We start from the raw sequence: 23,296 nt of genomic DNA, 5'->3' as shown, positions 1-23,296 counted from the left end.
GACGGCGGTGTTAGCCGGCTACCTCAGCGGCGCCACAGGCCGCGTAGCGAGAACCATGCCGGTAGGCCGAGCCCGAGCCAGGACAGCCCATCCCACCAGCCATCACCCAGCAAGGCGGCGAACAGCCCCAGGGCTCCCAGCAAGGCGATCAGCGCCGGCCAGGCAAAAATGCGCAAGGCGGGTTGCGACGTGTGGCTCATGCGCGTGCCTCCTTGGGTTTGCGTTGCTTGCCCCACCACAGGTACAGGCCGCTGCCGAGCACGATGATGGTCAGCACATCGAGCACTGCCCAGAGGATTTGCATCGGGCGCCCGCCGTAATCGCCGAAATGCAAGGGTTGCGACAGGCCCATGGCGTCCATGTACCAGGGGCGCTCGCCGACTGCTGTAACTGCCAGGGTACGGGCATCGATCAACACGGGTGTGAACAGGTGCGAGCTCAGGTGTGTGGCACCGTTCATGAACACGGCATAGTGGTGTTCGCTGGAAAAGCGCGTACCGGGGAAGGCTATGAAGTCCGGGCGCATGCCGGGGGCAGCCTGTTCGGCAATCTCCAGCAGGCGTGTGGCGGGCGCGCGCTCGGTGAGCGGCGGGGCGTCGCGGTAAGGCGCGACCATGGCAGCCAGGCTGTCGTTGCGCCAGGCGGCGATAACCAGGTCGGACAGGGCGCTGATTACGCCGGTCACGCCTACCGTGAGTGCCCAGGCCAGGGTTACCACGCCGATCAGATTATGCAGGTCGAGCCAGCGCAGGCGACGGGATTTTTCGTGGCGTACCGTGCCAAAGTCCAGGCGGCGCATGAACGGCGCATAGAGCACGGTGCCGGAGACAATTGCGAGGATGAACAATACGCCCATGAAGGCCAGCAGCAGCTTGCCGGGCAGGCCGGCGAACATGTCCACATGCAGGCGCAGCATCACCATCATGAACCCGCCATTGGCAGCCGGCATGGCCACCGCTTCGCCGGTGCGGGCGTCGAGCATGAAGGTGTGCGACAAGTTGGGGTCGGTGCCCGCAGTGGCGGCGGTGATGGCGACCACGCCATTGGGTTCGTCTTTGTCGTAGCCGAAGTACTGCATGACCTCGCCGGGGCGGTGCTGCTCCGCTTTCAGTACAAGCTGTTGCAGATCAAGGTGCGGGGTACCTACTGGCATGTCACGCAGTTCGGGGGCGTCGCCGAGCAGGTGTTCGAGTTCGTGGTGGAAAATCAGCGGCAGGCCGGTGAGCGCCAGCAACAGCAGGAACAGGGTACAGACCAGGCTGCTCCAGGTGTGGATCACGGACCAGCGGCGGATGGTTGGGCTTTTCATCACGGTACCGTTTTTTGTCTGTTGGAACAGGGGGCCGCAAAGCGGCCCCCGTTCACTCAGAACTTGTAATTGACGCTGGCGACCACGTTGCGTTCATCGCCGTAGTAGCACCAGTAACCGTCACAGTTGGACAGGTAGTCTTTGTTGAACAGGTTCTTGGCTTCCACTGCTACGGTCAGGCCTTTCATGCTGTTGTCCAGTCGGCCCAGGTCATAGTGCACCGAGGCGTCATACACGGTGTACGAACTCACATGGGCCAGGTCGGTGTTGGCGGTATTGCCATAGGTATCACCCACGTAGCGCACGCCGCCACCGATGCCGAAACCCTCCAGCCAGCCGCTGTTCCAGGTGTAGTCAGCCCACAAGGTCGCCTGATTACGGGGGATCAGCGCCATACGGTTACCCTTGTCGTTACCTTTCAGGATTTCGGTATCGGTATAGGTGTACGACGCAATTGCCTTGAGGTTTTCGGTGACGTGGGTGGAGGCTTCCAGCTCCAGGCCGCGTACCTGCAGTTCGCCCACCTGGCGGGTGATGCTGCCTTCCGTAACGCTGACGTTCTGCTGTTTCAGGTCGTACACCGCAGCGGTGAGCAGGGTGTCGGTGCCGACAGGCTGATACTTCACACCCACTTCGTACTGACGGCCCTCGGTCGGCTTGAAGGACTCAGTGGAGTTCACGTTGGCACCACTGGCCGGCTGGAACGACTCGGTGTAGGAGAAGTACGGCGTGATGCCGTTGTCGAACACATAGCTCAGGCCAACGTTGCCGCTGAACGCTTTGTCGCGCTGGGTATTGGTGGCGTCGTTGCTGTTGTGGAACACGGTGCCCGTGTGAATCCAGTCTTCACGCCCTCCCAGGGTCAGCCGCCAGTTGTCGAGCGACATCTGATCCTGGATGTAGGCACCCGTCTGGTGGGTTTTTTGCTGGAAGTCCTGCATGGCGAAGTAGGTGACGTTCGACATGTCGGCGCCATACACAGGGCGGTTGACGTTGATCGGCGGCACACCCATGCCATACAGCCACTGATAGTTGGTATTCGAGCGCTGGTGGTCCAGGCCTAGCAGCAAGGTGTGGCTGACGTCGCCTGTCTGGAAATCAGCCTGGAAGTTGTTGTCCACAGCGAACTGGCTGATGTCTTCGTTGACGATACCCGATTCGCGGTTGACGTTGCCGTCGGCATCGACAGTGTTGAATGTGGCGACGTTGACCGCCTGGAACGACAAGTCGCTCTTGGTGTAACGCAGGTTCTGGCGGAACTGCCAGGTGTCGTTCAGCCGGTGCTCGAATGCGTAGCCCAGTGCGTAGTAGGTACGATCGTAGAAGTCCCAGTCTGGTTCGCCCAGGTTTTTGTGGTGGGAAATCTTGCCCGTCGGGCCGTCCAGCTTGGTGCCTTGCAGCGGCAGAAACTGGCCGGTGATACCGGTATCGTCCCGCGTGTACTGGGAGATGAAGGTCAGCTTGGTGTCGTCATCGATGTTCCAGGTCAGGCTGGGAGCGATGTTGTAGCGCTTGTCCGGAATGTGGTCGATGGGGGAATTGCTGTCACGCACCACGCCACTTACGCGGTACAGAAACTTGCCTTCTTCGTCGATTTTGCCGGTGCTGTCGAAGTTGATCTGCTTGTGTTCATTGCTGCCGACCTGGGCTTCGATCTGGTGGGCACTCTCTGACTGTGGGCGACGGCTGACCATGTCGAGCATGCCGCCCGGCGGGGTCTGGCCATACACCGACGATGCCGGGCCGCGCAGTACGGTGATTCGCTCCAGGTTCCACGGCTCAACCTTGGGGTTGGCGAACGAGCCTTTTGGCAGTGGCAGGCCGTCGAGGAACTGGGTCGGGTCGAAACCACGTACACGCAGCCAGTCGGCGCGCGAGTCCGAACCGTAACCGCTGCTTTGCACGCCAGCGGTATAGCGCAGGGCGTCATTGAGGTTGAGAACCTGGCGGTCATCCAGCTGCTGACGGGTGATGACCGTCATCGAGCGCGGAGTCTCGACGATGGGGGTGTCGGTTTTGGTGCCCGCAGCCGTGCGTGTGGCGACGTAACCGCTGGAGGCACCCCAGGCACTTTCATAGCTGGAAGTGGCGTTGATCGCTGTTTCTGGTAACGCCAGTGTCCCTTCCGGCGTAGCCACCAGGCTGTAGCTGCCCACGCTGCTTTGTTGCAGTTGCAGGCCAGTGCCGCGCAGGGCGGCCTGCAGGGCACCGAGGCCGTCATATTGGCCGGTCACCGGGGCCGAGGTGCGGCCGCTGACCAACGCCGGGTCGATGGCCAGGGCGATACCGGCCTGGCTGGCGATCTGGTTCAGGGTGGTGGCCAGCGGGGCGCTGGGCAGGTCATAGGCGCGCGCAGCGGATTGCTCGGCGGCGCACAAGACAGGGCTGGCCAATGGCGCGGTTACGGCGATGGCAAGGGCCATCAGGCTAGGGCGCAAGATACGATCAACAGCACGGGACATGCAGTGGCTCCTGGACGGATAAGTGCTAACTGCTTCCTTGCCGAGCGAGATTTGAAAAGTGACAGGGCTGATCTGAAAAATATTGAGCAGTATTTTTGGCGTTCAGCCTTACTTCGGCACCACGTTCACCCACCACTGGGTATGCCGCTCGATTTTCACCGGCAAAGCCGGCACCAGCGATGCCAGCGCCAGGTCGGTGTCGGTCAGCGGGAAGCTGCCGGTCACGCGCAGGTCGGCGACCTTGGCGTCCACCCCGAGGTGGCCACTGCGGTACTGGCCCAGCGCGGCCAGCAGGTCGCCCAGGCGTACGTTGTCGACCACCAGCATGCCCCGGGTCCAGGCATCGGCACCGGCGGGCACCGTGCCGATCCGGCCGAGGCCGTTGGCGTTCATCAACACTTGCTGGCCTTCACGCAGCACCTGCTCGTCGCCACTGTTATGCGGCATGGCCGCGACCGAGGCTTGCAGCACCTCCAGGCGCGTACCGTCGGCTTCGCGGCGCACCAGGAAGCGCGTGCCCAGTGGCCGCAGGCGACCATCGTCGGTGCGTACCAGCAGCGGACGCGGGTCCTGGTGGCCGGTTTCGACCGAAATTTCGCCTTGGTGCAGCACGATCACCCGTTGTTCGCCTGCGTAGTCGATGTCCACGGCGGTGTGGGTGTTCAGGCTCAGCAATGTACCGTCTTGCAGGCGCAAGGTACGTAACTCGCCAGTTGCGGTGCGCTGGTCGGCCAGCCAGTAGCTGGGTGCCAGCGACGGGGCGCCGACCCAGGCCAGCAGTGAGCCGAGCAGGAACATGCCGGCCAGCCCGCCGCCAACCTTGCCGATTCGGCGCCGCAGGCTGACGCGCGATTGCAGCAGGGCCTGGCGTGCCGGGCCGGCCGCCGCGCTGACCCGTTGGTCCATGGCGCCGAGCTGGCGCCAGGCCCGCGCGTGTTCTTCGCTGGCGGCATGCCAGCGCATGAATTCGTTGCGTTCATCCGGTGTGCCGCTGGCGTCGCCGAGGCTCAGTTTCCAGGCGATGGCGGCTTCCAGTACCCGGGACGAAACCGGCGCGTTGCTCACGTCGGCTCCCCGTACAGGGCCACGTAGCACTGGCGCATGCCTTGGGCAATGTACTGGCGCACACGCGATACCGAAACGCCCAGGCGCTCGGCGATCTCGGCATGGCCCATGCCGTCCAGACGGTTGTGCAGGAACGCCGCGCGGGCCTTGCTCGACAGCTTGCCCAGTAGGCGGTCGATGGCCTTGAGGTCTTCGAGGATCAGGTGCTGCACTTCGGGCGAAGGCTGTTCGGCTTCCGGGATCAGCGCCAGCTCGGCCAGGTAGGCCTGTTCCAGCGCCGCGCGGCGGAAGTGGTCGAACATCAGCCCCTTGGCCACGGCGGCGAGGAAAGCGCGGGGCTCGCGGGGGGTGTCCAGTTGCTCGCGACCGAGCAGGCGCACGAAGGTATCCTGGCTCAGGTCTTCGGCACGTTGGCGGCAGGCCATGCTGCGTTGCAGCCAGGCGAGCAGCCAGCCGCGATGGTCGCGGTACAGCGCACCGACCAGATCGGCGTGTGGGCTCTGTGCAGAAGACAAGCAGCGTCCCCCCGGAACGTATGCATTAACTAACGATAATTATTCGCGATTGTTGCAGAGGGGAGGGGGTGGGTGCAATGGACGCTTATCGGATTGCCATCATCGAAAAGGCTGATGGCCCAATCGCCCCCACAGGGACCGCTTAATCTCAGGCCTTGTGCAGACCCTCTGGAGCAGTTGTCGAGTGTTTTCAGCCCTTGTGCAGTACCTGTGGGAGCTGGCTTGCCGGCGATTGGGCCGGTCAGGCCAATACACATCTACAGACCGTGACTCTGTAATTTGCGCCTGCGCCACCCACGCAACCGCTGCTCCAGCTGCAACGGGCTGTCCAGCTGCTGGCGCCGGGCCTGGCTGAACAAAATCAGCGCCAGCTCAGCCGTTACCTGAGCATCGGCACTGGCATGGTGGCGTTCTTCCACCTGCAAGCCAAACCGCGCGACCCAGTCATCCAGCCCGGCCTCGCGCAGCACGGTGTCGGGGTTAAGCATCGGCGCCAGTTCGGCCACATCGAGGAACGGTGACTGCAAGCGGTAACCCAGGCTTTCCTTCAGCGCCCGCGCCAGCATGCGTTGGTCGAATGGCGCATGAAACGCCAGCACCGGGCTGCTGCCAATGAAATCGAGCAAATCCAGCAAGGCCTCGGCCGGGTCGCAACCGGCGGCCAGGGCACTAGGCCCCAGTCCGTGGATCAACACGCTGGCGTTGGTTTTCTGCAAAGGCCGGTGCAGGGTACGTTCGAACTGTTGGGCAAAATCGATGGCACCGTCCTCGATGGCCACCGCCCCGATCGACAACACCTGATCACGGTTGGGGTTAAGCCCGCTGGTTTCCAGGTCCAGCACTACCCAGCGCTGCTCACGCAAACTGCACACACCCAGCGGCGCGGGCTTGGGCTGTCGGGCCAGGCGCTGACGCATGGCGTGGTCCAGCTCGGGCGCGCTGGGGCGCAGCCAGGCAAACAGGCTCATAGCTGATACCGCAAGGCCAGGCTGCTTTGCAGGCGTTGGGCCTGGCGCAGGGACTCGCGCAGGATGCGCCGGTCCAGGTGGTTGAGGCTGTCTGGGTCGAGCCGGTTGGAGTACGGCAGGTTGTCGCGGGTCTGACGCTGATGCTGCTGCATGCGGGTCTGCTGGATGAAGTGATAAGCCTCTTCATAGGCAGCGCCGTCCAGTGGCTCGATCACGCCCTTGGCCACCAGTTGGCGCAGGCGCTCCAGGGTATTGCAGGCGCCGATGCCATTGGCCAGGGCCAGCAAGCGTGCGCCATCGACGAAGGGCGTCAGGCCCTGGACCTTGAGGTCGAGGGTGGCGGCCTTGTCGTTGCCCTGGCGGGTCAGCACGAATTCGCGCAGGCGGCCCACCGGTGGGCGCTGGCGCAGGGCATTGTCGGCCAGCATGCGCTGGAAGAGGCGGTTGTCGGCTACTTGCGCCAGAAGGCTCTGGCGCAACTGCTCGCAGCCTTGCTCGTCGCCCCACACCACGCGCAGGTCGAAATAGATGCTGGAGCCCAGCAGGTTCTCCGGGCTGGCTTCGCGGACAAAACCGGCAAAGCGGCGTGTCCACTCGCTGCGTGACAGGCACAATTCAGGGTTGCCGGCCATGATGTTGCCCTTGCACAGGGTAAAGCCGCACTGTGCCAGGCACTGGTTGATGTACTGCGCCAGCGGCAGCAGGCGCGCACGGATGCTGTCGGCCTCGGCGCTGTCGGCGGCCTCGAACAGGATGCCGTTGTCCTGGTCGGTGTGCAGGGTTTGCTCGCGCCGCCCTTCGCTGCCGAAGCACAGCCAGCTGAATGGCACGCCCGGGTCGCCGCGCTCGGCCAGAGCCAGCTCGATCACCCGGCACACGGTGTGGTCGTTGAGCAAGGTGATGATCTGGGTGATCTGCGTGGACGATGCGCCGTGGGCGAGCATGCGCTCGACCAGCTGGCTGATTTCACCGCGCAGCGAAACCAGAGTGTCCAGCCGAGGCGCATGGCGGATGGTACGCGCCAGATGCACCAGGTCGACCCGTTGCAGCGAGAACAGGTCGCGCTCGGAAACCACCCCGCACAGGCGTCGGTTTTCCACCAGGCATACGTGGGCGATATGCCGTTCGGTCATGGCCATGGCCGCGTCGAAGGCGCTGGCCTGGGGGCTGAGGTAGAAGGGCTTGGCGGTCATGTGCCGCTCGATGGGGGCGCCCAGGTCCGCATCCATCGACGCCACCACCTGGCGCAGATCGCGCAGGGTGAAGATGCCGACAGGGTAGCGCTGCAGGTCGATCACCACGATGCTGCCGACCTGCTGTTCGTGCATCAGCCGCACGGCATCGCGCAACGGTGTATCGGCGCTGCACACCACCGGGTGACGCATGGCCAGCTCACCCAGCGGGGTGTTCAGCGAGTACTGGGTACCGAGGGTTTCCACTGCGCGCTGGCGTACCTGTTGGTTGACCTGGTCGAGCAGGCTGCTGACCCCACGCAAGGCAAAATCCCGAAACACTTCAGACATCGAGAACACGCGGATGAACGCGGCTTTGTTCAACTGCAGGCAGAAGGTGTCTTCACCGGCCAGGTGCTCGGTACGGGTCGCCCGTTCGCCCAGCAGTGCGGCCAGCGGGAAGCATTCGCCGCTGGTGATTTCGAAGGTGGTCTCCACGCCCGGTTTGACCAGGTGCTGGCGCTCGCCAACCACTCGCCCCTGCTTGACGATGTAGAAGTGCTCCACCGGCCCGTCGGCAGGTTTGACGATGCTTTCGCCGCTGGCATAGAAGCGCAGCTGGCACTGTTCCACCAGGAAGGCCAGGTGGCTGTGCTCCATCTGGTTGAACGGCGGGAAGCGCTGCAGGAACTGCAGGGTGCCCTGGATGTTCTGCAGCACTGCCGTCCTGCCCGCCTGGCTGTAGGCGTCCTTTTTGCTCATGAAACTGACCGTATCGCTATGCCGAACTATATATATCTATATATAGGTGCCGGCCCTGTTGTTCTCTGCCTCCATGGTCGGCTTGCGGCGGGGTGGTGCCCATTGGACGTAAGTCTATGAGCACTCCTGTCAAAGACCCGACGAAAGGCGAACCGGGTTACGCAAGTAAAGTGGTCCTACTGCTGAAGCGGAATTTTTTTGACGAGATGACCATGCCTGAGCAAACCGACATCCTGAGCGACGCCGAGCGCGAGGCATTGGCCGTGGTGAGTGCGCCTGTGGCGCCCAGGCCGTTAGTGCTGGTGGTGGACGATAACGCGGTTAACCGCGAGGCGCTGATCCTGTACCTGAAAAGCCGGGGCATCGATGCGGTAGGGGCGGACGGGGCGCAGGAGGCCAGGCTGTACCTGCATTACCAGCAGCGGATTGGTTTGATGATTACGGATTTGCGCATGCAGCCCGAGGATGGCCTGGACTTGATCCGGACGATTCGTGAGTCGGAGCGGGCGGCGTTGTCGATCATCGTGGTGTCGGGCGACACCGATGTGAAGGAGGCAGTGGACGTGATGCACCTGGGGGTGGTGGATTTCCTGCTCAAGCCTGTGGACCTGGGCAAGCTGCTGGAACTGGTGAAGAGAGAACTGAAAATAGAGTGATGCAGAAAGGGGCCGCCAAGCGGCCCCTTTCGATTTACAGCCCGTTACGCGCCTTGAACTCGCGGCGACGGCGGTGCAGTACCGGCTCGGTATAACCGTTCGGCTGCTTACCACCTTCCACCACCAACTCTACAGCCGCCTGGAACGCGACGTTGTCGTCGAAGTTCGGCGCCATCGGGCGGTACAGGGCGTCGCCGGCGTTCTGCTGGTCAACCACCACGGCCATGCGTTTGAGGCTTTCCAGCACTTGCTCCTGGCTGACTACGCCATGGCGCAGCCAGTTGGCCAGCAACTGGGCCGAAATACGCAGGGTGGCGCGGTCTTCCATCAGGCCGACGTTGTTGATGTCCGGCACCTTCGAGCAACCCACGCCCTGGTCGATCCAGCGCACCACGTAGCCGAGGATGCCCTGGGCGTTGTTGTCCAGCTCGTTGCGAATTTCTTCGGCAGACCAGTTGGTATCGGCAGCCAGCGGGATGGCCAGGATGTCGTCTACCGAAGCCGGGGTACGCGAAGCCAGTTCACGCTGGCGCGCCTGTACGTCCACCTTGTGGTAGTGCAGGGCGTGCAGGGTGGCGGCAGTCGGCGACGGCACCCAGGCGGTGTTGGCACCGGCCAGCGGGTGGGCGATTTTCTGCTCCAGCATGGCGGCCATCAGGTCAGGCATGGCCCACATGCCTTTGCCGATCTGCGCACGGCCTTGCAGGCCGGTGGCCAAGCCAACGTCGACGTTGTTGTTCTCGTAGGCGCCGATCCACTTCTCGTTCTTCATGGCGCCCTTGCGCACCACGGCGCCGGCTTCCATCGAGGTGTGGATTTCATCGCCCGTGCGGTCGAGGAAACCGGTGTTGATGAACGCCACGCGTTCTGCGGCTGCCTTGATGCAGGACTTGAGGTTGACCGTGGTGCGGCGCTCTTCGTCCATGATGCCGACCTTGACGGTGTTGCGCGGCATGCCCAGCAGGTCTTCGACCTGGCTGAAGATTTCGGCGGCGAAGGCCACTTCTTCCGGCCCGTGCATCTTCGGCTTCACGATGTACACGCTGCCGCTGCGGGTGTTCTTGCGGGTGGTGTTGCCGTTGAGGTTGTGCAGGGCGATCAGGTTGGTGAACAGGCCGTCCTGGATACCTTCAGGAATTTCGTTGCCCTGGGCATCGAGAATCGCCGGGTTGGTCATCAGGTGGCCAACGTTACGCACGAACAGCAGCGAACGGCCATGCAGGGTCACGCTGCCGCCGTTTGGCGCGGCGTACTCGCGGTCCGGGTTCATGGTGCGGGTGAAGGTTTTGCCACCCTTGCTCACGCTTTCGGCCAGGTCGCCTTTCATCAGGCCCAGCCAGTTGCGGTAGACGATCACCTTGTCGTCGGCATCGACGGCGGCAACCGAGTCTTCGCAGTCCATGATGGTGGTCAGTGCCGATTCCATCAGGATGTCTTTCACGCCGGCAGCGTCGGTGCTGCCAACCGGGGTGCTGGCATCGACCTGGATTTCGAAGTGCAGGCCGTTGTGCTTGAGCAGCACGGCAGTCGGCGCGGCGGCGTCGCCGTGGAAGCCGATCAGTTGCGCGTCATCACGCAGGCCGCTGTTGCTGCCGCCTTTGAGGGCCACAACCAGTTTGCCGCCTTCGATGCGGTAGCCGGTGGAGTCGACGTGCGAGCCGGCGGCCAGTGGCGCGGCTTCGTCGAGGAAGGCGCGGGCGAAGGCAATGACCTTGTCGCCACGGACCTTGTTGTAACCCTGGCCTTTTTCGGCGCCGCCTTCATCGCTGATGGCGTCGGTGCCGTACAGCGCATCGTACAGCGAACCCCAACGGGCGTTGGCGGCGTTGAGGGCGAAGCGGGCGTTCATCACCGGAACGACCAGCTGTGGGCCGGCCATGTGGGCGATTTCTTCGTCCACGTTCTGGGTGGTGGCCTGGAAATCGTCGGCTTGTGGCAGCAGGTAGCCGATTTCCTGGAGGAATGCTTTGTAGGCTGCGGCGTCGTGGGCCTGGCCTTTGCGTGCCTGGTGCCAGGCGTCGATCTTGGCTTGCAGCTCGTCGCGCTTGGCGAGCAGGGCTTTGTTCTTTGGAGCGAGGTCATTGATGATCTTCTCTGCACCCGCCCAGAACTGCTCGGCGACGATGCCGGTCCCGGGGATGGCTTCGTTGTTCACGAAGTCGTACAGGACCTTGGCGACCTGAAGGCCACCGACTTGAACGTATCCAGTCATTGCTTGCCTCACTCTGCTCAGCTATTTCGCTCTTCTGTATTAAGCCTGTAGCGCTTCTCTAAACACGGCACCAGTGCATGCCCCCGGGTTGCGCCGGACGCGGCTGGGTGCGGCCTGCCAGACTGGCTGGCGGGCAGTGTGCGTATTTTCACAGGCGCCTTGGCAGACATCCAAACGACGTTTTGTAGTCCGCGCCACGGGATACTACATGAAGCAGTAGGCGGGGCAAAATCAGACTAAAAGCGCCGTTATGCGACCCATTGGTCGCGTATGGTCACGCTGGGAGTGGGTATGTTCGCAAAAAACAGGTGGATTGTTCCAGATAAATCTTGAAACAGTACACGATTGGCTGTGCGGATTGCCCTGCGGCAGGTTGCCGCGCCTTGCCTATACTGAGTCGATCTCCCGATTTTCTGCCGCCCGGCGCGGTCCGACACGAGGAAGGGCTTGTGGATCATCTTGTACTGACGGTTATTGCCCCTGACAAGGCCGGGCAGGTCGAACGCATTGCCCAATGCATCGCCGACCACAGTGGCAACTGGCTGGAAAGCCGCATGTCGCGTATGGCCGGGCAGTTTGCCGGCATCCTGCGGGTGGCGGTGCCGGCTGAGAATTATGCCGAACTGGTGGCATCGCTGGAGGGGCTGGCCCGGTATGGGATCCGGGTGCTGATTGCCGAGAGCGGGATTGAGCCCTCTTGCACATGGAAACCGATTGCCATGGAACTGGTGGGTAACGACCGACCAGGGATCGTGCGTGACATTACTCGTTTGCTGGCTGAGTTGCAGGTGAACGTCGAGCGGTTTTCCACAGAGGTGCGGCCTGCACCGATGAGCAGCGAGCCGCTGTTTCATGCCGATGCGCTGCTGGCGCTGCCGTTGACCTTGCCGCTGGATGTGCTGCAGCAGAAACTGGAGAGCCTGGCGGACGACTTGATGGTGGAGTTGCACTTGCGGGCCGAGGATTGATTCGAGATTGCCGGGGCTGCTTTGCAGCCCATCGCGACACAAGGCCGCTCCTACAGGGGAATGCATAACCTTTGCAGGAGCGGCCTTGTGTCGCGATGGGGCGCGAAGCGGCCCCCTGCGGTTATCCCGATATCACGGGGAAGGCCCTGTGGATAACCTGGGGGTTCCCCTCTCCAGCCCAGGCCGCGCGTGCCTTGCACAGCTTTGCTCAAAAAACACCCAAAAATCAGCACCTTGTGCACAAAGCACGGGGACGAGGGTGTGGATAACCTTTGGAGATGTCTCTGCAGGCCGCGCATCACAAGGCCTGCAGAGATTTGATCGTTTTTTGATCAGCTGCGCTTGCGCAAACTCAACCAGGCATCGACGCTGTAAATGGCCAAACCTGCCCAGATGAACATGAACGCCACCAGGTTGCTCGACGACAGGTGCTCATCAAACAGCAGCACTGCCTGCAGCAACACCAGTGTGGGTGCCAGGTATTGCAGGAAGCCCAGCGTGGTGTACGGCAGGTGCCGCGCCGCCGCGTTGAAGCACACCAACGGTATCAGCGTCACCGGCCCGGCAGCCATCAGCCACAGCGCCTCGCTGCTGGTATAGAACGCCCCTTGAGCACTCATCGCCGCCGGGTGCAGCAGCAGCCAGCCAAGGGCCAGCGGCACCAGCATCCAGGTTTCCACTACCAGGCCCGGCAATGCCGCCACTGGCGCCTGTTTGCGAATCAGCCCATAGAAGCCGAAGCTCAGCGCCAGCACCAGCGACACCCAGGGCAGGCTGCCCACTTGCCACACCTGCTGGGCCACGCCCACGGCGGCCATGCCCACCGCCAGCCACTGCAGGCGGCGCAGGCGTTCGCCAAGAATCAGCATGCCCAACAGCACATTGATCAGCGGGTTGATGTAGTAGCCCAGGCTGGCTTCGAGCATGCGGCCGTTGTTCACCGACCACACGTACGTCAGCCAGTTACCGGCGATCAGTGCCCCGCTCAGGGCCAGGATGCCCAGCCGGCGTGGGTTGTCGCGCAGTTCACGCCACCAGCCAGGGTGTTTCCACACCAGTAGCAGCAGCGAACCGAACAATGCCGACCAGAGTACCCGGTGGACAATGATCTCCACCGCCGGGACGCTCTGGATCGCCTTGAAGTACAGGGGGAACAGGCCCCAGATGATGTAGGCACTGAGGCCCAGTATGTACCCGCGACGCGGGTTTGCGGCGTGCATGCAGAATCCTTGCTTAGGTAGCTAAATAAAGCGACGCCTATTGTAGACAGAGGCGGGCGTGCTTCTAGAACAATTTCAGCGGTGCTTCATCCAGTGCCGCCATTTGTTCGCGCAGGGCGAGAATCTGGTCGCCCCAGTAGCGGGGCTGGCCGAACCACGGGAAGCTTGGCGGGAACGCCGGGTCGTCCCAACGCCGCGCCAGCCAGGCACTGTAGTGCAGCTGGCGCAGGGCGCGCAGGGGTTCGATCAGGGCCAGCTCGCGCGGGTCGAAGTCGTGGAACTCGTTGTAGCCGTCGATCAGCTCGGCCAACTGCCCCAGGCGCTCCTCGCGGCTGCCGGCCAGCATCATCCACAGGTCTTGCACGGCCGGGCCCATACGGCAGTCGTCGAGGTCGACCACGTGGTACACCTCGTCGCGGTGCATCAGGTTGCCGGGGTGCAGGTCGCCGTGCAGGCGGATGAGCTGGTGGGGCGTGCGGGCGTAGATCTCCTCGACCCGCTTGAGCACGTCGCGGGCCACGGACTCGAACGCTGGCAGCAACTCACGCGGGACAAAATCGCCTTCCAGCAAGGTGTTGAGCGAGGCGTGGCCAAAATTGTCCACAGCCAGGGCCTCACGGTGTTCGAACGGTTTGCTGGCGCCTACGGCGTGCAGGCGACCGAGCAGTTGGCCCAGGCGATACAGCTGGTCAAGGTTGCCCGGCTCCGGGGCGTGACCACCGCGGCGGGGGAACAGGGTGAAACGGAAACCCTGGTGTTCGAACAAGGTGCGGCCATCGTGCTGCAGGGGCGCAACCACCGGCACTTCGCAGTCAGCCAGTTCGGCGGTGAAGCTGTGTTCTTCGAGGATGGCCGCATCGCTCCAGCGGCCTGGGCGGTAGAACTTGGCGATCAGCGGCTGCGCGTCCTCGATGCCCACCTGATAGACGCGGTTTTCGTAGCTGTTCAGTGCCAGCACCCGTGCATCGCTGAGAAAGCCGATGCTTTCCACGGCGTCCAGGACCAGGTCGGGAGTGAGGGTGTCGAAGGGGTGGGACATGGGGGCTCCGGGGATAAGCGGCATGGGGCCATGTTACCGCGTTCCGCTTGTACCGGCCTCTTCGCGGGCGCGCCCGCTCCCACAAGTACAGCGAAGCCTTCAAGGTGTGCGAAATTCCTGTGGGAGCGGGCGCGCCCGCGAACCGCGCGAAGCGCGGCCAGGCTAGGCAGGAACGCCGATCAGCACATAGGACGGATGAAACTGCACCCGAACAGAACTGCCAGCTGCTACCTGCTGACCAGCCAACCAATCCCCCTCGGCAATTGCACACAGTGTCTGCCCATTGCCCAGCGCCAGCCGGACCTCACCAGGTCCGTCATCCTCGGTCAGCACGTCTTCCACCGTAGCGCTCAAGCAATTGCTGCCCGCTTCAGCCTCTTCTCCCTCCGCCAACAACCGCACCCAGCCAGCCTTGAGCAACGCCACCACCATCGTCCCCAACGTCAGCTCCAGCCGCGCGGTACTGTCGTGCGTGATCAGCGCATCAATTTCCAGCCCGCCGCCCAATGCCAGGCTGACACGATCATACCGGCCTTCGCGGCGCAGGCCGCTGACCTGGCCCTGCAGCTGGTTACGCGCACTGGTGCGCAGCATCAGGCGGCCGAGCAGGTCGAGGTCGCTGGACTCTTCGGCGGCTTCAAGGATTTGCGCCTGCAAGGCCTGCAGCCGCTGATACAGGCGCAGTACCCGCTCGCCTTCCGGCGACAAACGCGCACCGCCACCGCCACGGCCACCGGTGCTGCGCTCCACCAAGGGCTGGCTGGCCAGGTTGTTGAGCTCGTCAATGGCATCCCAGGCGGCCTTGTAGCTGATGCCCGCAGCCTTGGCGGCGCGGGTGATCGAGCCTTGCTCGGCAATGTGCTGCAGCAGCGCAATGCGCTGGGGGCGGCGGGCGATGTGCTGGGTAAGCAAAGTAGGCAGCGGCATGAGCATTGAGTCGTTGTAGGTGAAGGGCCTGAAGGTGGATTGTGTAGGACTGTGCAGTGTCATGCATACCCCGGCTTGGGCGTGCGTGCCAGGCAATACACATCCACACGCTGCGCGCCGGCTTTGCGCAGCACTTCGGCAATGGCCTGCACAGTGGCACTGGTGGTTACCACATCATCGACAATGGCGACATGCTTGCCTGTCAAATCGCCCGTGACCGCAAACGCGTGACGTAAATTGCGCCGCCGTGCCTTGGCGTCCAGCTGTTGTTGTGCAGGCGTCTCGCGCGTGCGCACCAATAACCGCTCGTCGCAAACCAGCCCAAGCTGCGAAGACAACCAACGTCCAAGCATCCCCGCCTGGTTGAACCCTCGTTCGCGCAGTCGACGCCTGGCCAAAGGTACCGGCAACAGCAGGTCAGGGCGGGCTAACCCTTCGGCAAAGCGATGCAGCAGTCCATGCCCCAGCAATTCAGCCATCAACCGCCCCAAGGGCCACTGCCGGTTGTGCTTGAAGCGGCTGACCAGCGTATCGACCGGAAAGCCGAATTGCCAAAGCGCAAACACCTGGTCGAAGGCCGGCAGGCGGCGACAGCACTGGGCGCAGCTCAGGCCCGCCATGGGCATCGGCAGAGCGCAGCGCAGGCAATGATCACCTAGCCAAGGCAATTCCTGCTCGCAGGCCATACACAGGGGGTAGGCCTGCTCGGCAGGCTCATCACACAATAAACACGATTGATTAATAAGTGAGCACTTGTAAACCAGTGTTTTCCAGTATGGTTGACAGTTCATAGGCCTTCCATGACTATGCGAGCTATCCGTGATGCGCTGGCGGGCTTTCCTGTCCCGGCGCCAGCTACAGCCTAAACAAGGAAACGCCGATGAGCGCCAGCACAACTGCAACAACACGTCACGACTGGTCCCTGGCCGAGGTCAAGGCGCTGTTCCAGCAACCGTTCAATGACCTGCTGTTCCAGGCGCAGACCGTGCACCGCGCGCATTTCGACCCGAACCGCGTGCAGGTTTCGACCCTGCTGTCGATCAAGACCGGCGCCTGCCCGGAAGATTGCAAATATTGTCCACAGTCCGGTCACTACAACACCGGGCTGGAAAAACAGAAGCTGATGGAAGTGCAGAAGGTGCTTGAAGAAGCCGCGCGCGCCAAAGCCATCGGCTCCACCCGCTTCTGCATGGGCGCAGCGTGGAAGCACCCGTCGGCCAAAGACATGCCCTATGTGCTGGAAATGGTCAAAGGCGTGAAGGCCATGGGCCTGGAAACCTGCATGACCCTGGGCAAGCTTGACCAGGAGCAAACCGTGGCTTTGGCCCAGGCGGGCCTGGACTACTACAACCACAACCTCGACACCTCGCCGGAGTTCTACGGCAGCATCATCACCACCCGCACCTACAGCGAACGCCTGCAAACCCTGGCCTACGTGCGTGATGCCGGGATGAAGATCTGCTCTGGCGGCATCCTGGGCATGGGTGAGTCGCTGGACGACCGCGCCGGGCTGCTGATCCAGCTGGCCAACCTGCCCGAGCACCCGGAGTCGGTGCCGATCAACATGCTGGTCAAGGTGGCCGGCACGCCGTTGGCCGAGGAAGAGGATGTGGACCCGTTCGACTTCATCCGCATGCTGGCCGTGGCCCGCTTGCTGATGCCCAAGTCGCACGTGCGGCTGTCCGCCGGCCGCGAGCAAATGAACGAGCAGATGCAGGCCCTGGCCTTCATGGCTGGCGCCAACTCGATCTTCTACGGCGAAAAACTGCTGACCACCGCCAACCCGCAAGCCGACAAGGACATGCAACTGTTCGCGCGCCTGGGCATCAAGCCTGAAGCGCGTGAAGAGCACGCCGACGAAGTGCACCAGGCGGCCATCGAGCAGGCGTTGGTCGAACAGCGCAGCAGCGAGATGTTCTACAACGCTGCATCGGCCTGACATGGCCTTCGACCTGGCGGCGCGCCTGGCCGAACGGCGCGGCGCAGACCTGTATCGGCAGCGGCCACTGCTGGAAAGCCCGCAGGGGCCTGAAGTGGTGGTCGACGGCCAGCGCTTGCTGGCCTTCTGCAGCAATGACTACCTGGGCCTGGCCAACCACCCTGAAGTGATCGCCGCCTGGCAGACCGGCGCCGAGCGCTGGGGTGTGGGCGGTGGCGCTTCGCACCTGGTGGTCGGCCACAGCACGCCGCACCATCAGGTTGAAGAGGCGCTGGCCGAACTGACCGGGCGCCCGCGTGCGCTGCTGTTCTCCACCGGCTACATGGCCAACCTGGGTGCTATCACCGCATTGGTGGGGCAGGGCGACACCGTGCTGCAGGATCGCTTGAACCACGCGTCCCTGCTGGATGGCGGGTTGCTCAGTGGTGCCCGCTTCAACCGCTACCTGCACAACGACCCGGCCAGCCTGGCCAGCCGCCTGGACAAGGCCGTCGGCAATACCCTGGTGGTGACCGATGGCGTGTTCAGCATGGACGGCGACCTGGCCGACCTGCCGGCACTGGCCGATGTCGCCCGGGCGCGTGGTGCCTGGCTGATGGTTGACGATGCCCATGGTCTGGGGACCTTGGGTACGCAGGGCGGCGGTATCGTCGAGCACTTCGGCCTGGGCGTGGAAGACGTGCCGGTGCTGATCGGCACGCTGGGTAAGGCCTGCGGTACTGCCGGTGCCTTTGTTGCCGGCAGCGAAGAGCTGATCGAAGCGCTGGTGCAATTCGCCCGCCCCTACATCTACACCACCAGCCAGCCACCGGCACTTGCCTGCGCCACGCTCAAGAGCCTGGAGTTGCTGCGCCGCGAGACTTGGCGGCGTGAGCATCTGACTGCGTTGATTCGCCAGTTCCGCGAGGGCGCGCAGCAGATCGGGCTGCAACTGATGGACAGCCCAACGCCGATCCAGCCTATCGTGATCGGCGACAGTGCACAGGCCCTGCGCCTGTCGCGCATGCTGCGCGAGCGCGGCTTGCTGGTGACGGCCATCCGCCCACCCACCGTGCCGGCTGGTAGTGCGCGCCTGCGGGTGACCCTGAGCGCTGCGCACAGCGAAGCGCAGGTGCAGCTATTGTTGAATGCATTGGCCGAGTGTTATCCACAGCTGGAGAACGCCGATGCGTAATCGCCTTGTACTGCTGCCCGGCTGGGGCCTGGGCACTGCTTCCCTGGAACCGCTGGCAGCGAGCCTGCGCGCCCAGGACGCCCGCCTGCAGGTGGAGCTGATGCCCTTGCCGGAACTGGCCGACAGCGATGTTCAGGCCTGGGTCGACCACCTGGATCGCAAGCTGCCGAACGACGTGTGGCTGGGCGGGTGGTCGCTGGGCGGCATGCTGGCCAGCGCATTGGCACACAAGCGCGGTGACCACTGCTGCGGCCTGCTGACACTGGCCAGCAACCCCAGCTTCGTGGCCCGCCCGGACTGGCCCCATGGCATGGCCGAAGACACCTTCGGCACCTTCCTCGATGGCTGCCGCAGCCATACCCAGGTCACGCTCAAGCGCTTCCGCACGCTGTGCAGCGATGGCGCCCAGCAACCGCGCACGTTGCTGCGGCAACTGGGTGTCGGCGTGCCGGATACCGACCCGTTGTACCTGGCCACAGGCCTTGAAGTGCTGGCCAGGCTTGATACCCGTGAAGCCCTGCAGGCCTATGCTGGCCCGCAGTTGCACCTGTTTGCCGGTAGCGATGCACTGGTGCCGGCAGAGGCGGCAAAAGCGTTGAGCGAGTTGTTGCCCGATGTGGAAGTGGGCCTGGTCGAAGACAGTTCCCACGCTTTCCTGCTGGAGTACCCGCAGGAGCTGGCGGCGGGCATCAAGAGTTTCCTGCATGAGAGTGGCGATGACTGACCTTTCCCGTCCGACTTTACCCGGCGCGCTGCCCGATAAACGCCAGGTGGCAGCTTCGTTCTCCCGCGCTGCCGCCAGCTACGACAGCGTGGCGGCCTTGCAGCGCGCTGTAGGTTTAAGCCTGCTGGAGCAGTTGCCGACTGGCCTGCAGCCGTCGCGCTGGCTGGACCTGGGCAGCGGCACTGGCCATTTCAGCCGCATCCTGGCGCAGCGTTTTACCCAGGCCAGTGGCGTGGCGGTGGATATCGCCGAAGGCATGCTGCGCCATGCCCGTCATGAACAGGGTGGGGCGCAGTATCACGTGGCAGGTGATGCCGAGCGTTTGCCGCTGCGTGACGGCAGTGTCGACCTGGTGTTTTCCAGCCTGGCCGTGCAGTGGTGCGACCAGTTCGCCAGCGTGCTGGCAGAGGCGTCGCGTGTGCTGCGCCCAGGCGGTGTGCTGGCCTTCAGTAGCCTGTGCGTGGGCACCCTCGACGAACTGCGGGCCAGTTGGCAGGCAGTGGATGGCCTGGTGCATGTGAACCGCTTCCGGCGTTTTGAGGATTATCAACGCCTGTGTGCTGGCAGCGGGCTGGAACAGCTTGAATTGCAGCGTTGCCCACACGTGCTCCACTACCCGGATGTACGTAGCCTGACCCATGAACTCAAGGCGTTGGGGGCACACAACCTGAACCCCGGGCGACCTTCCGGGCTTACCGGTAGGGCGCGCATGCAGGGCCTGCTGCACGCCTATGAGGCATTTCGCCAGCCTGCGGGGCTGCCAGCCACCTATCAAGTGGTCTATGGTGTGTTGCGCAAGCCACAGGCGTAAGGGGAGCACGATGAGCCAGGCCTATTTCATCGCCGGTACCGATACCGATGTCGGCAAGACCACCATCGCCGCCGGGCTGTTGCATGCGGCGCGGTCGCAGGGCATGAGCACGCTGGGCGCCAAGCCGGTGGCCTCGGGCTGCACGATGACCCCCAAAGGGTTGCGCAATAGTGATGCCCAGGCGCTGATCGATGAAAGTACGATCAAGTTGCCCTACGAGCAGGTAAATCCGTTTGCCTTCGAGCCGGCGATTGCCCCGCATGTGGCGGCGCGCGAGGCGGGGGTGACGCTGGCCGTGCCGGCGCTGTTGGCAGCGATGCGCAATGTGCTGCAACAAAATGCCGACTTCACGTTGGTTGAAGGTGCGGGTGGCTGGCGTGTGCCGTTGTCGGGGTTGGAGAACCTTTCGGACCTTGCCGTTGCCCTGCAATTGCCGGTGATTCTGGTTGTGGGCGTTCGCTTGGGTTGTATCAGCCATGCCTTGCTCAGCGCCGAGGCGATCGAGCGAGACGGGCTGCAACTGGCCGGGTGGGTGGCCAACATCATCGAGCCGCGGACCTCGCGACTTGAAGAGAACCTGGCCAGCCTGGCCGAGCGGTTGCCGGCGCCTTGCCTTGGGCGGGTGCCCAAACTGAAGCAGGCCAGTGCCGATATGGTGGCTGAGCACCTGCAACTGGATCTTCTGGATTAGTGGTTTCCAGGCTTGGCCGTTTCGCGGGCAGGGATACCCAAGGCCTATCAGCTGGCACCAGGCCATTAGGGATTTAAACGGGCCTTTTCACGGCAGGCCTGCTTTAATTGAGCCTGTTCGTCATCCAGCGTCAATGGAGTCCTGACATGGAAATCACCGGTAGCTCCGCCTATTACGCGGGCCTGAGCGCAATCCAGACCGGCCAGAACCGCGTCGATCAGGCCGCCGGCCAGATCGCCAACGCCACCGCCGAACGTACCGCCACCAGCCAGTCCAGCGACTTTCAGGCTGAGCGCTTGCGCGCGGTCGACCGCAGCCAGCAGATGGACCTGGCCACCAGCACCGTGCAGATGGCCTTGGGCAAAACCGAAGTCGAGCTTGGCGCAAAGGTGGCCAAGGCATCCGACGAAATGCTCGGCCGGATTATCGACACTTACGCCTGAGAGGGCGCTCCCTCGAATTACACACAGCCCCTGTGGGAGCGGGCGTGCCCGCGAAAGCGTCAGGTCAGGCACCTCCAATTGCCTGATCGGACGCTTTCGCGGGCACGCCCGCTCCCACAGGGACATTGTTTTTTCTAGGTTTGGCGTATTTGCCATTTTTCGTGGCGTAAATGGCACCATAGTCCATCCTTGACAGAATGCGGTGCTAAACGTAAGTTTCAAACAACTGTTTGATAAGACGGCCGCCAAGAGCTGGTCACCCCACAGAACTGACTCAGAGGTTCATCGCAATGCCTGATTACAAAGCCCCCTTGCGTGATATCCGCTTCGTTCGCGACGAGCTGCTTGGCTATGAGGCGCACTATCAGAGCCTGCCGGGCTGCCAGGACGCCACGCCCGACATGGTCGACGCGATCCTCGAAGAAGGCGCGAAGTTCTGTGAGCAGGTGCTGTCGCCGCTGAACCGTGTGGGTGACCAGGAAGGCTGCACCTGGAGCGAATCGGGCGTTAAAACCCCGACTGGCTTCAAGGCAGCCTACGAACAGTTCGTCGAAGGCGGCTGGCCGAGCCTGGCCCATGACGTCGAGCACGGCGGCCAGGGCTTGCCAGAGTCGCTGGGCCTGGCCCTGAGTGAAATGGTCGGTGGTTCGAACTGGTCGTGGGGCATGTACCCAGGCCTGTCCCATGGCGCGATGAACACCATCTCTGCGCACGGCACCCCCGAGCAGCAGCACACCTACCTGACCAAGCTGGTGTCCGGCGAGTGGACCGGCACCATGTGCCTGACCGAGCCACACTGCGGCACCGACCTGGGCATGCTGCGCACCAAGGCCGAGCCACAGGCTGACGGCAGCTACAAGGTGTCGGGTACCAAGATCTTCATTTCGGCCGGTGAGCACGACATGGCCGGCAACATCGTCCATATCGTCCTGGCCCGCCTGCCGGACGCACCGGCCGGTACCAAGGGTATTTCGCTGTTCATCGTGCCGAAGTTCCTGCCCAACGCCGAAGGCGGCGTGGGTGAGCGCAACGGCGTGAGCTGCGGCTCTATCGAACACAAGATGGGCATCCACGGTAACGCTACCTGCGTGATGAACTTCGATGCGGCCACCGGTTACCTGATCGGCCCGGCCAACAAAGGCCTGAACTGCATGTTCACCTTCATGAACACCGCTCGCCTGGGTACCGCGCTGCAAGGCCTGGCCCACGCCGAAGTGGCGTTCCAGGGTGGCCTGAAGTACGCCCGTGAGCGCCTGCAGATGCGCTCCCTGACTGGCCCGAAAGCGCCGGACAAAGCCGCTGACCCGATCATCGTCCACCCGGACGTGCGCCGCATGCTGCTGACCATGAAGGCCTTCGCCGAAGGTAACCGCGCGATGGTGTACTTCACGGCCAAGCAGGTGGACATCGTCAAGTACAGCCAGGACGAAGAAGAGCGCAAGAAGGCCGATGCCCTGCTGGCGTTCCTGACCCCGATTGCCAAGGCGTTCATGACCGAAGTCGGCTTCGAGGCTGCCAACCATGGTGTGCAGATCTACGGCGGCCACGGCTTCATCGCCGAGTGGGGCATGGAGCAGAACGTTCGCGACAGCCGTATCTCCATGCTGTACGAAGGCACCACCGGCATTCAGGCGCTGGACCTGCTCGGCCGTAAAGTGCTGATGACCCAGGGCGAAGCACTGAAGGGCTTCACCAAGATCGTGCACAAGTTCTGCCAGGCGCAGGAAGGTAACGAAGCGGTCAAGGAGTTTGTCGAGCCGCTGGCGGCAATCAACAAGGAGTGGGGCGAGCTGACCATGAAAGTGGGCATGGCCGCCATGAAAGACCGCGAAGAGGTGGGTGCGGCCTCGGTCGATTACCTGATGTATTCCGGCTACGCCTGCCTGGCCTACTTCTGGGCCGACATCGCCCGCCTGGCGGCCGAAAAACTGGCAGCCGGCACCAGCGAAGAGGCGTTCTACACCGCCAAGTTGCAAACGGCGCGCTTCTACTTCCAGCGCATCCTGCCGCGCACCCGTACCCATGTAGCGACCATGCTGTCGGGTGCCAACAACCTGATGGCGATGGACGAAGAAAACTTCGGCCTGTCGTACTGATCCTACCGCTGTACACGGAACCCGCCTGCCCTTACCGGCAGGCGGGTTTTTCGCATCTGGGGCCAATTGACCCAACGGCAAATTCAACTGTTCATGTGCACTGCCGATGAACTAAGGGCACAATGCCACTATTGATCTGCCGG

At 63.2% G+C, this 23,296-nt stretch carries 21 protein-coding genes; 9 read left to right on the top strand and 12 right to left on the bottom strand.

What is annotated here, in order from left to right; translation table 11 throughout:
* Positions 1–23: 23 nt before the first annotated feature.
* From A0O30_RS27870 to A0O30_RS17440, 7 genes are all read right to left on the bottom strand, one after another.
* Positions 24–200, bottom strand: coding sequence for a hypothetical protein (locus tag A0O30_RS27870; protein WP_177410290.1), 177 nt, complete (start codon positions 198–200; stop codon positions 24–26).
* On the bottom strand, positions 197–1,309 hold the full coding sequence (locus A0O30_RS17465) for a PepSY domain-containing protein (protein WP_105947317.1): 1,113 nt from the start codon (positions 1,307–1,309) through the stop codon (positions 197–199). The genes A0O30_RS27870 and A0O30_RS17465 overlap by 4 nt, the downstream gene beginning before the upstream one ends.
* Positions 1,310–1,365: 56 nt before the next feature.
* Positions 1,366–3,771 (bottom strand): TonB-dependent siderophore receptor, encoded by a 2,406-nt coding sequence (locus A0O30_RS17460; RefSeq protein ID WP_105947316.1) that lies wholly within the window; start codon positions 3,769–3,771, stop codon positions 1,366–1,368.
* Positions 3,772–3,879: 108 nt separating this feature from the next.
* Positions 3,880–4,836: a FecR domain-containing protein gene (locus tag A0O30_RS17455; RefSeq protein WP_105947315.1), complete on the bottom strand. Its 957-nt coding sequence runs from the start codon at positions 4,834–4,836 to the stop codon at positions 3,880–3,882.
* Positions 4,833–5,351: an RNA polymerase sigma factor gene (locus A0O30_RS17450; RefSeq protein WP_019097171.1), complete on the bottom strand. Its 519-nt coding sequence runs from the start codon at positions 5,349–5,351 to the stop codon at positions 4,833–4,835. Before A0O30_RS17450 ends, A0O30_RS17455 begins: the two co-directional genes overlap by 4 nt.
* Positions 5,352–5,608: 257 nt before the next feature.
* Positions 5,609–6,319 carry a PolC-type DNA polymerase III gene (locus tag A0O30_RS17445; protein WP_105947314.1) on the bottom strand — a complete coding sequence of 237 codons (711 nt, stop codon included), beginning with the start codon at positions 6,317–6,319 and terminating at the stop codon, positions 5,609–5,611.
* Complete coding sequence (locus A0O30_RS17440) at positions 6,316–8,253, bottom strand: DUF294 nucleotidyltransferase-like domain-containing protein (protein WP_105947313.1); 1,938 nt, start codon at positions 8,251–8,253, stop codon at positions 6,316–6,318. The genes A0O30_RS17445 and A0O30_RS17440 overlap by 4 nt, the downstream gene beginning before the upstream one ends.
* Positions 8,254–8,369: 116 nt before the next feature.
* Here A0O30_RS17440 and A0O30_RS17435 point away from each other — a divergent pair, with 116 nt between their 5' ends.
* Positions 8,370–8,909, top strand: coding sequence for a response regulator (locus tag A0O30_RS17435; protein ID WP_105947312.1), 540 nt, complete (start codon positions 8,370–8,372; stop codon positions 8,907–8,909).
* 34 nt (positions 8,910–8,943) lie between these two features.
* On the opposite strand, the gene A0O30_RS17430 is transcribed toward A0O30_RS17435, so the two are convergent.
* Positions 8,944–11,121 carry a malate synthase G gene (locus A0O30_RS17430; protein WP_104833571.1) on the bottom strand — a complete coding sequence of 726 codons (2,178 nt, stop codon included), beginning with the start codon at positions 11,119–11,121 and terminating at the stop codon, positions 8,944–8,946.
* Between the two features lie 449 nt (positions 11,122–11,570).
* On the opposite strand from A0O30_RS17430, the gene A0O30_RS17425 reads away from it, so the two are divergent.
* Complete coding sequence (locus A0O30_RS17425) at positions 11,571–12,089, top strand: glycine cleavage system protein R (protein ID WP_105947311.1); 519 nt, start codon at positions 11,571–11,573, stop codon at positions 12,087–12,089.
* Positions 12,090–12,421: 332 nt separating this feature from the next.
* Here the strand turns inward: A0O30_RS17425 and rarD are convergent, their stop codons facing one another.
* The 4 genes from rarD to A0O30_RS17400 form a co-directional block, all read right to left on the bottom strand.
* Entirely contained in the window at positions 12,422–13,309 is an 888-nt protein-coding gene (rarD, locus tag A0O30_RS17420; protein ID WP_060499101.1) for an EamA family transporter RarD, read from the bottom strand.
* Positions 13,310–13,373: 64 nt separating this feature from the next.
* Entirely contained in the window at positions 13,374–14,348 is a 975-nt protein-coding gene (locus A0O30_RS17415) for a serine/threonine protein kinase (RefSeq protein ID WP_060499100.1), read from the bottom strand.
* 162 nt (positions 14,349–14,510) lie between these two features.
* Positions 14,511–15,275: a TOBE domain-containing protein gene (locus tag A0O30_RS17405; RefSeq protein WP_105947310.1), complete on the bottom strand. Its 765-nt coding sequence runs from the start codon at positions 15,273–15,275 to the stop codon at positions 14,511–14,513.
* A gap of 59 nt (positions 15,276–15,334) precedes the next feature.
* Entirely contained in the window at positions 15,335–16,066 is a 732-nt protein-coding gene (locus tag A0O30_RS17400; protein WP_105947309.1) for a ComF family protein, read from the bottom strand.
* An 89-nt stretch (positions 16,067–16,155) separates the two neighbouring features.
* Between A0O30_RS17400 and bioB the strand changes: the two genes are divergently transcribed.
* The 7 genes from bioB (at position 16,156) to A0O30_RS17365 (ending at position 23,153) form a co-directional block, all read left to right on the top strand.
* Positions 16,156–17,214, top strand: a complete 1,059-nt coding sequence (bioB, locus tag A0O30_RS17395) for a biotin synthase BioB (protein ID WP_016714563.1) — start codon at positions 16,156–16,158, stop codon at positions 17,212–17,214.
* A 1-nt stretch (position 17,215) separates the two neighbouring features.
* Entirely contained in the window at positions 17,216–18,388 is a 1,173-nt protein-coding gene (bioF, locus tag A0O30_RS17390) for an 8-amino-7-oxononanoate synthase (RefSeq protein ID WP_105947308.1), read from the top strand.
* The gene (locus A0O30_RS17385; protein ID WP_105947307.1) at positions 18,381–19,112 is read left to right on the top strand and encodes an alpha/beta fold hydrolase; all 732 of its coding nucleotides are present in this window, start codon (positions 18,381–18,383) and stop codon (positions 19,110–19,112) included. Before bioF ends, A0O30_RS17385 begins: the two co-directional genes overlap by 8 nt.
* Positions 19,105–19,923 carry a malonyl-ACP O-methyltransferase BioC gene (gene bioC / locus A0O30_RS17380; protein WP_105947306.1) on the top strand — a complete coding sequence of 273 codons (819 nt, stop codon included), beginning with the start codon at positions 19,105–19,107 and terminating at the stop codon, positions 19,921–19,923. The genes A0O30_RS17385 and bioC overlap by 8 nt, the downstream gene beginning before the upstream one ends.
* A gap of 10 nt (positions 19,924–19,933) precedes the next feature.
* The gene (gene bioD, locus A0O30_RS17375; RefSeq protein ID WP_105947305.1) at positions 19,934–20,614 is read left to right on the top strand and encodes a dethiobiotin synthase; all 681 of its coding nucleotides are present in this window, start codon (positions 19,934–19,936) and stop codon (positions 20,612–20,614) included.
* Between the two features lie 146 nt (positions 20,615–20,760).
* A complete protein-coding gene (locus A0O30_RS17370; protein WP_105947304.1) occupies positions 20,761–21,057 on the top strand; it encodes a pyrroloquinoline quinone biosynthesis protein PqqE in 297 nt (98 codons plus the stop codon).
* A gap of 290 nt (positions 21,058–21,347) precedes the next feature.
* Positions 21,348–23,153, top strand: coding sequence for a phenylacyl-CoA dehydrogenase (locus A0O30_RS17365; RefSeq protein ID WP_105947303.1), 1,806 nt, complete (start codon positions 21,348–21,350; stop codon positions 23,151–23,153).
* The last annotated feature ends 143 nt before the right edge of the window (positions 23,154–23,296 follow it).

Source organism: Pseudomonas sp. LLC-1 (assembly GCF_002992185.1).
GTDB lineage: Bacteria > Pseudomonadota > Gammaproteobacteria > Pseudomonadales > Pseudomonadaceae > Aquipseudomonas > Aquipseudomonas monteilii.
Note: the sequence above shows the minus strand (reverse complement) of the source record. Positions and strands in the feature narration are given on the sequence as shown.

Excerpts from the sequence above, each read along its gene's own strand:
- A0O30_RS17440 (WP_105947313.1), bottom strand. The coding sequence starts at position 8,253 with ATGAGCAAAAAGGACGCCTACAGCCAGGCGGGCAGGACGGCAGTGCTG.
- A0O30_RS17400 (WP_105947309.1), bottom strand. The coding sequence starts at position 16,066 with ATGAACTGTCAACCATACTGGAAAACACTGGTTTACAAGTGCTCACTT.
- A0O30_RS17460 (WP_105947316.1), bottom strand. The coding sequence starts at position 3,771 with ATGTCCCGTGCTGTTGATCGTATCTTGCGCCCTAGCCTGATGGCCCTT.
- A0O30_RS17435 (WP_105947312.1), top strand. The coding sequence starts at position 8,370 with ATGAGCACTCCTGTCAAAGACCCGACGAAAGGCGAACCGGGTTACGCA.
- A0O30_RS17465 (WP_105947317.1), bottom strand. The coding sequence starts at position 1,309 with ATGAAAAGCCCAACCATCCGCCGCTGGTCCGTGATCCACACCTGGAGC.
- A0O30_RS17385 (WP_105947307.1), top strand. The coding sequence starts at position 18,381 with ATGCGTAATCGCCTTGTACTGCTGCCCGGCTGGGGCCTGGGCACTGCT.
- A0O30_RS27870 (WP_177410290.1), bottom strand. The coding sequence starts at position 200 with ATGAGCCACACGTCGCAACCCGCCTTGCGCATTTTTGCCTGGCCGGCG.
- A0O30_RS17405 (WP_105947310.1), bottom strand. The coding sequence starts at position 15,275 with ATGCCGCTGCCTACTTTGCTTACCCAGCACATCGCCCGCCGCCCCCAG.
- rarD (WP_060499101.1), bottom strand. The coding sequence starts at position 13,309 with ATGCACGCCGCAAACCCGCGTCGCGGGTACATACTGGGCCTCAGTGCC.
- bioD (WP_105947305.1), top strand. The coding sequence starts at position 19,934 with ATGAGCCAGGCCTATTTCATCGCCGGTACCGATACCGATGTCGGCAAG.
- A0O30_RS17365 (WP_105947303.1), top strand. The coding sequence starts at position 21,348 with ATGCCTGATTACAAAGCCCCCTTGCGTGATATCCGCTTCGTTCGCGAC.
- bioF (WP_105947308.1), top strand. The coding sequence starts at position 17,216 with ATGGCCTTCGACCTGGCGGCGCGCCTGGCCGAACGGCGCGGCGCAGAC.
- A0O30_RS17370 (WP_105947304.1), top strand. The coding sequence starts at position 20,761 with ATGGAAATCACCGGTAGCTCCGCCTATTACGCGGGCCTGAGCGCAATC.
- bioB (WP_016714563.1), top strand. The coding sequence starts at position 16,156 with ATGAGCGCCAGCACAACTGCAACAACACGTCACGACTGGTCCCTGGCC.
- A0O30_RS17445 (WP_105947314.1), bottom strand. The coding sequence starts at position 6,319 with ATGAGCCTGTTTGCCTGGCTGCGCCCCAGCGCGCCCGAGCTGGACCAC.
- A0O30_RS17430 (WP_104833571.1), bottom strand. The coding sequence starts at position 11,121 with ATGACTGGATACGTTCAAGTCGGTGGCCTTCAGGTCGCCAAGGTCCTG.
- bioC (WP_105947306.1), top strand. The coding sequence starts at position 19,105 with ATGACTGACCTTTCCCGTCCGACTTTACCCGGCGCGCTGCCCGATAAA.
- A0O30_RS17415 (WP_060499100.1), bottom strand. The coding sequence starts at position 14,348 with ATGTCCCACCCCTTCGACACCCTCACTCCCGACCTGGTCCTGGACGCC.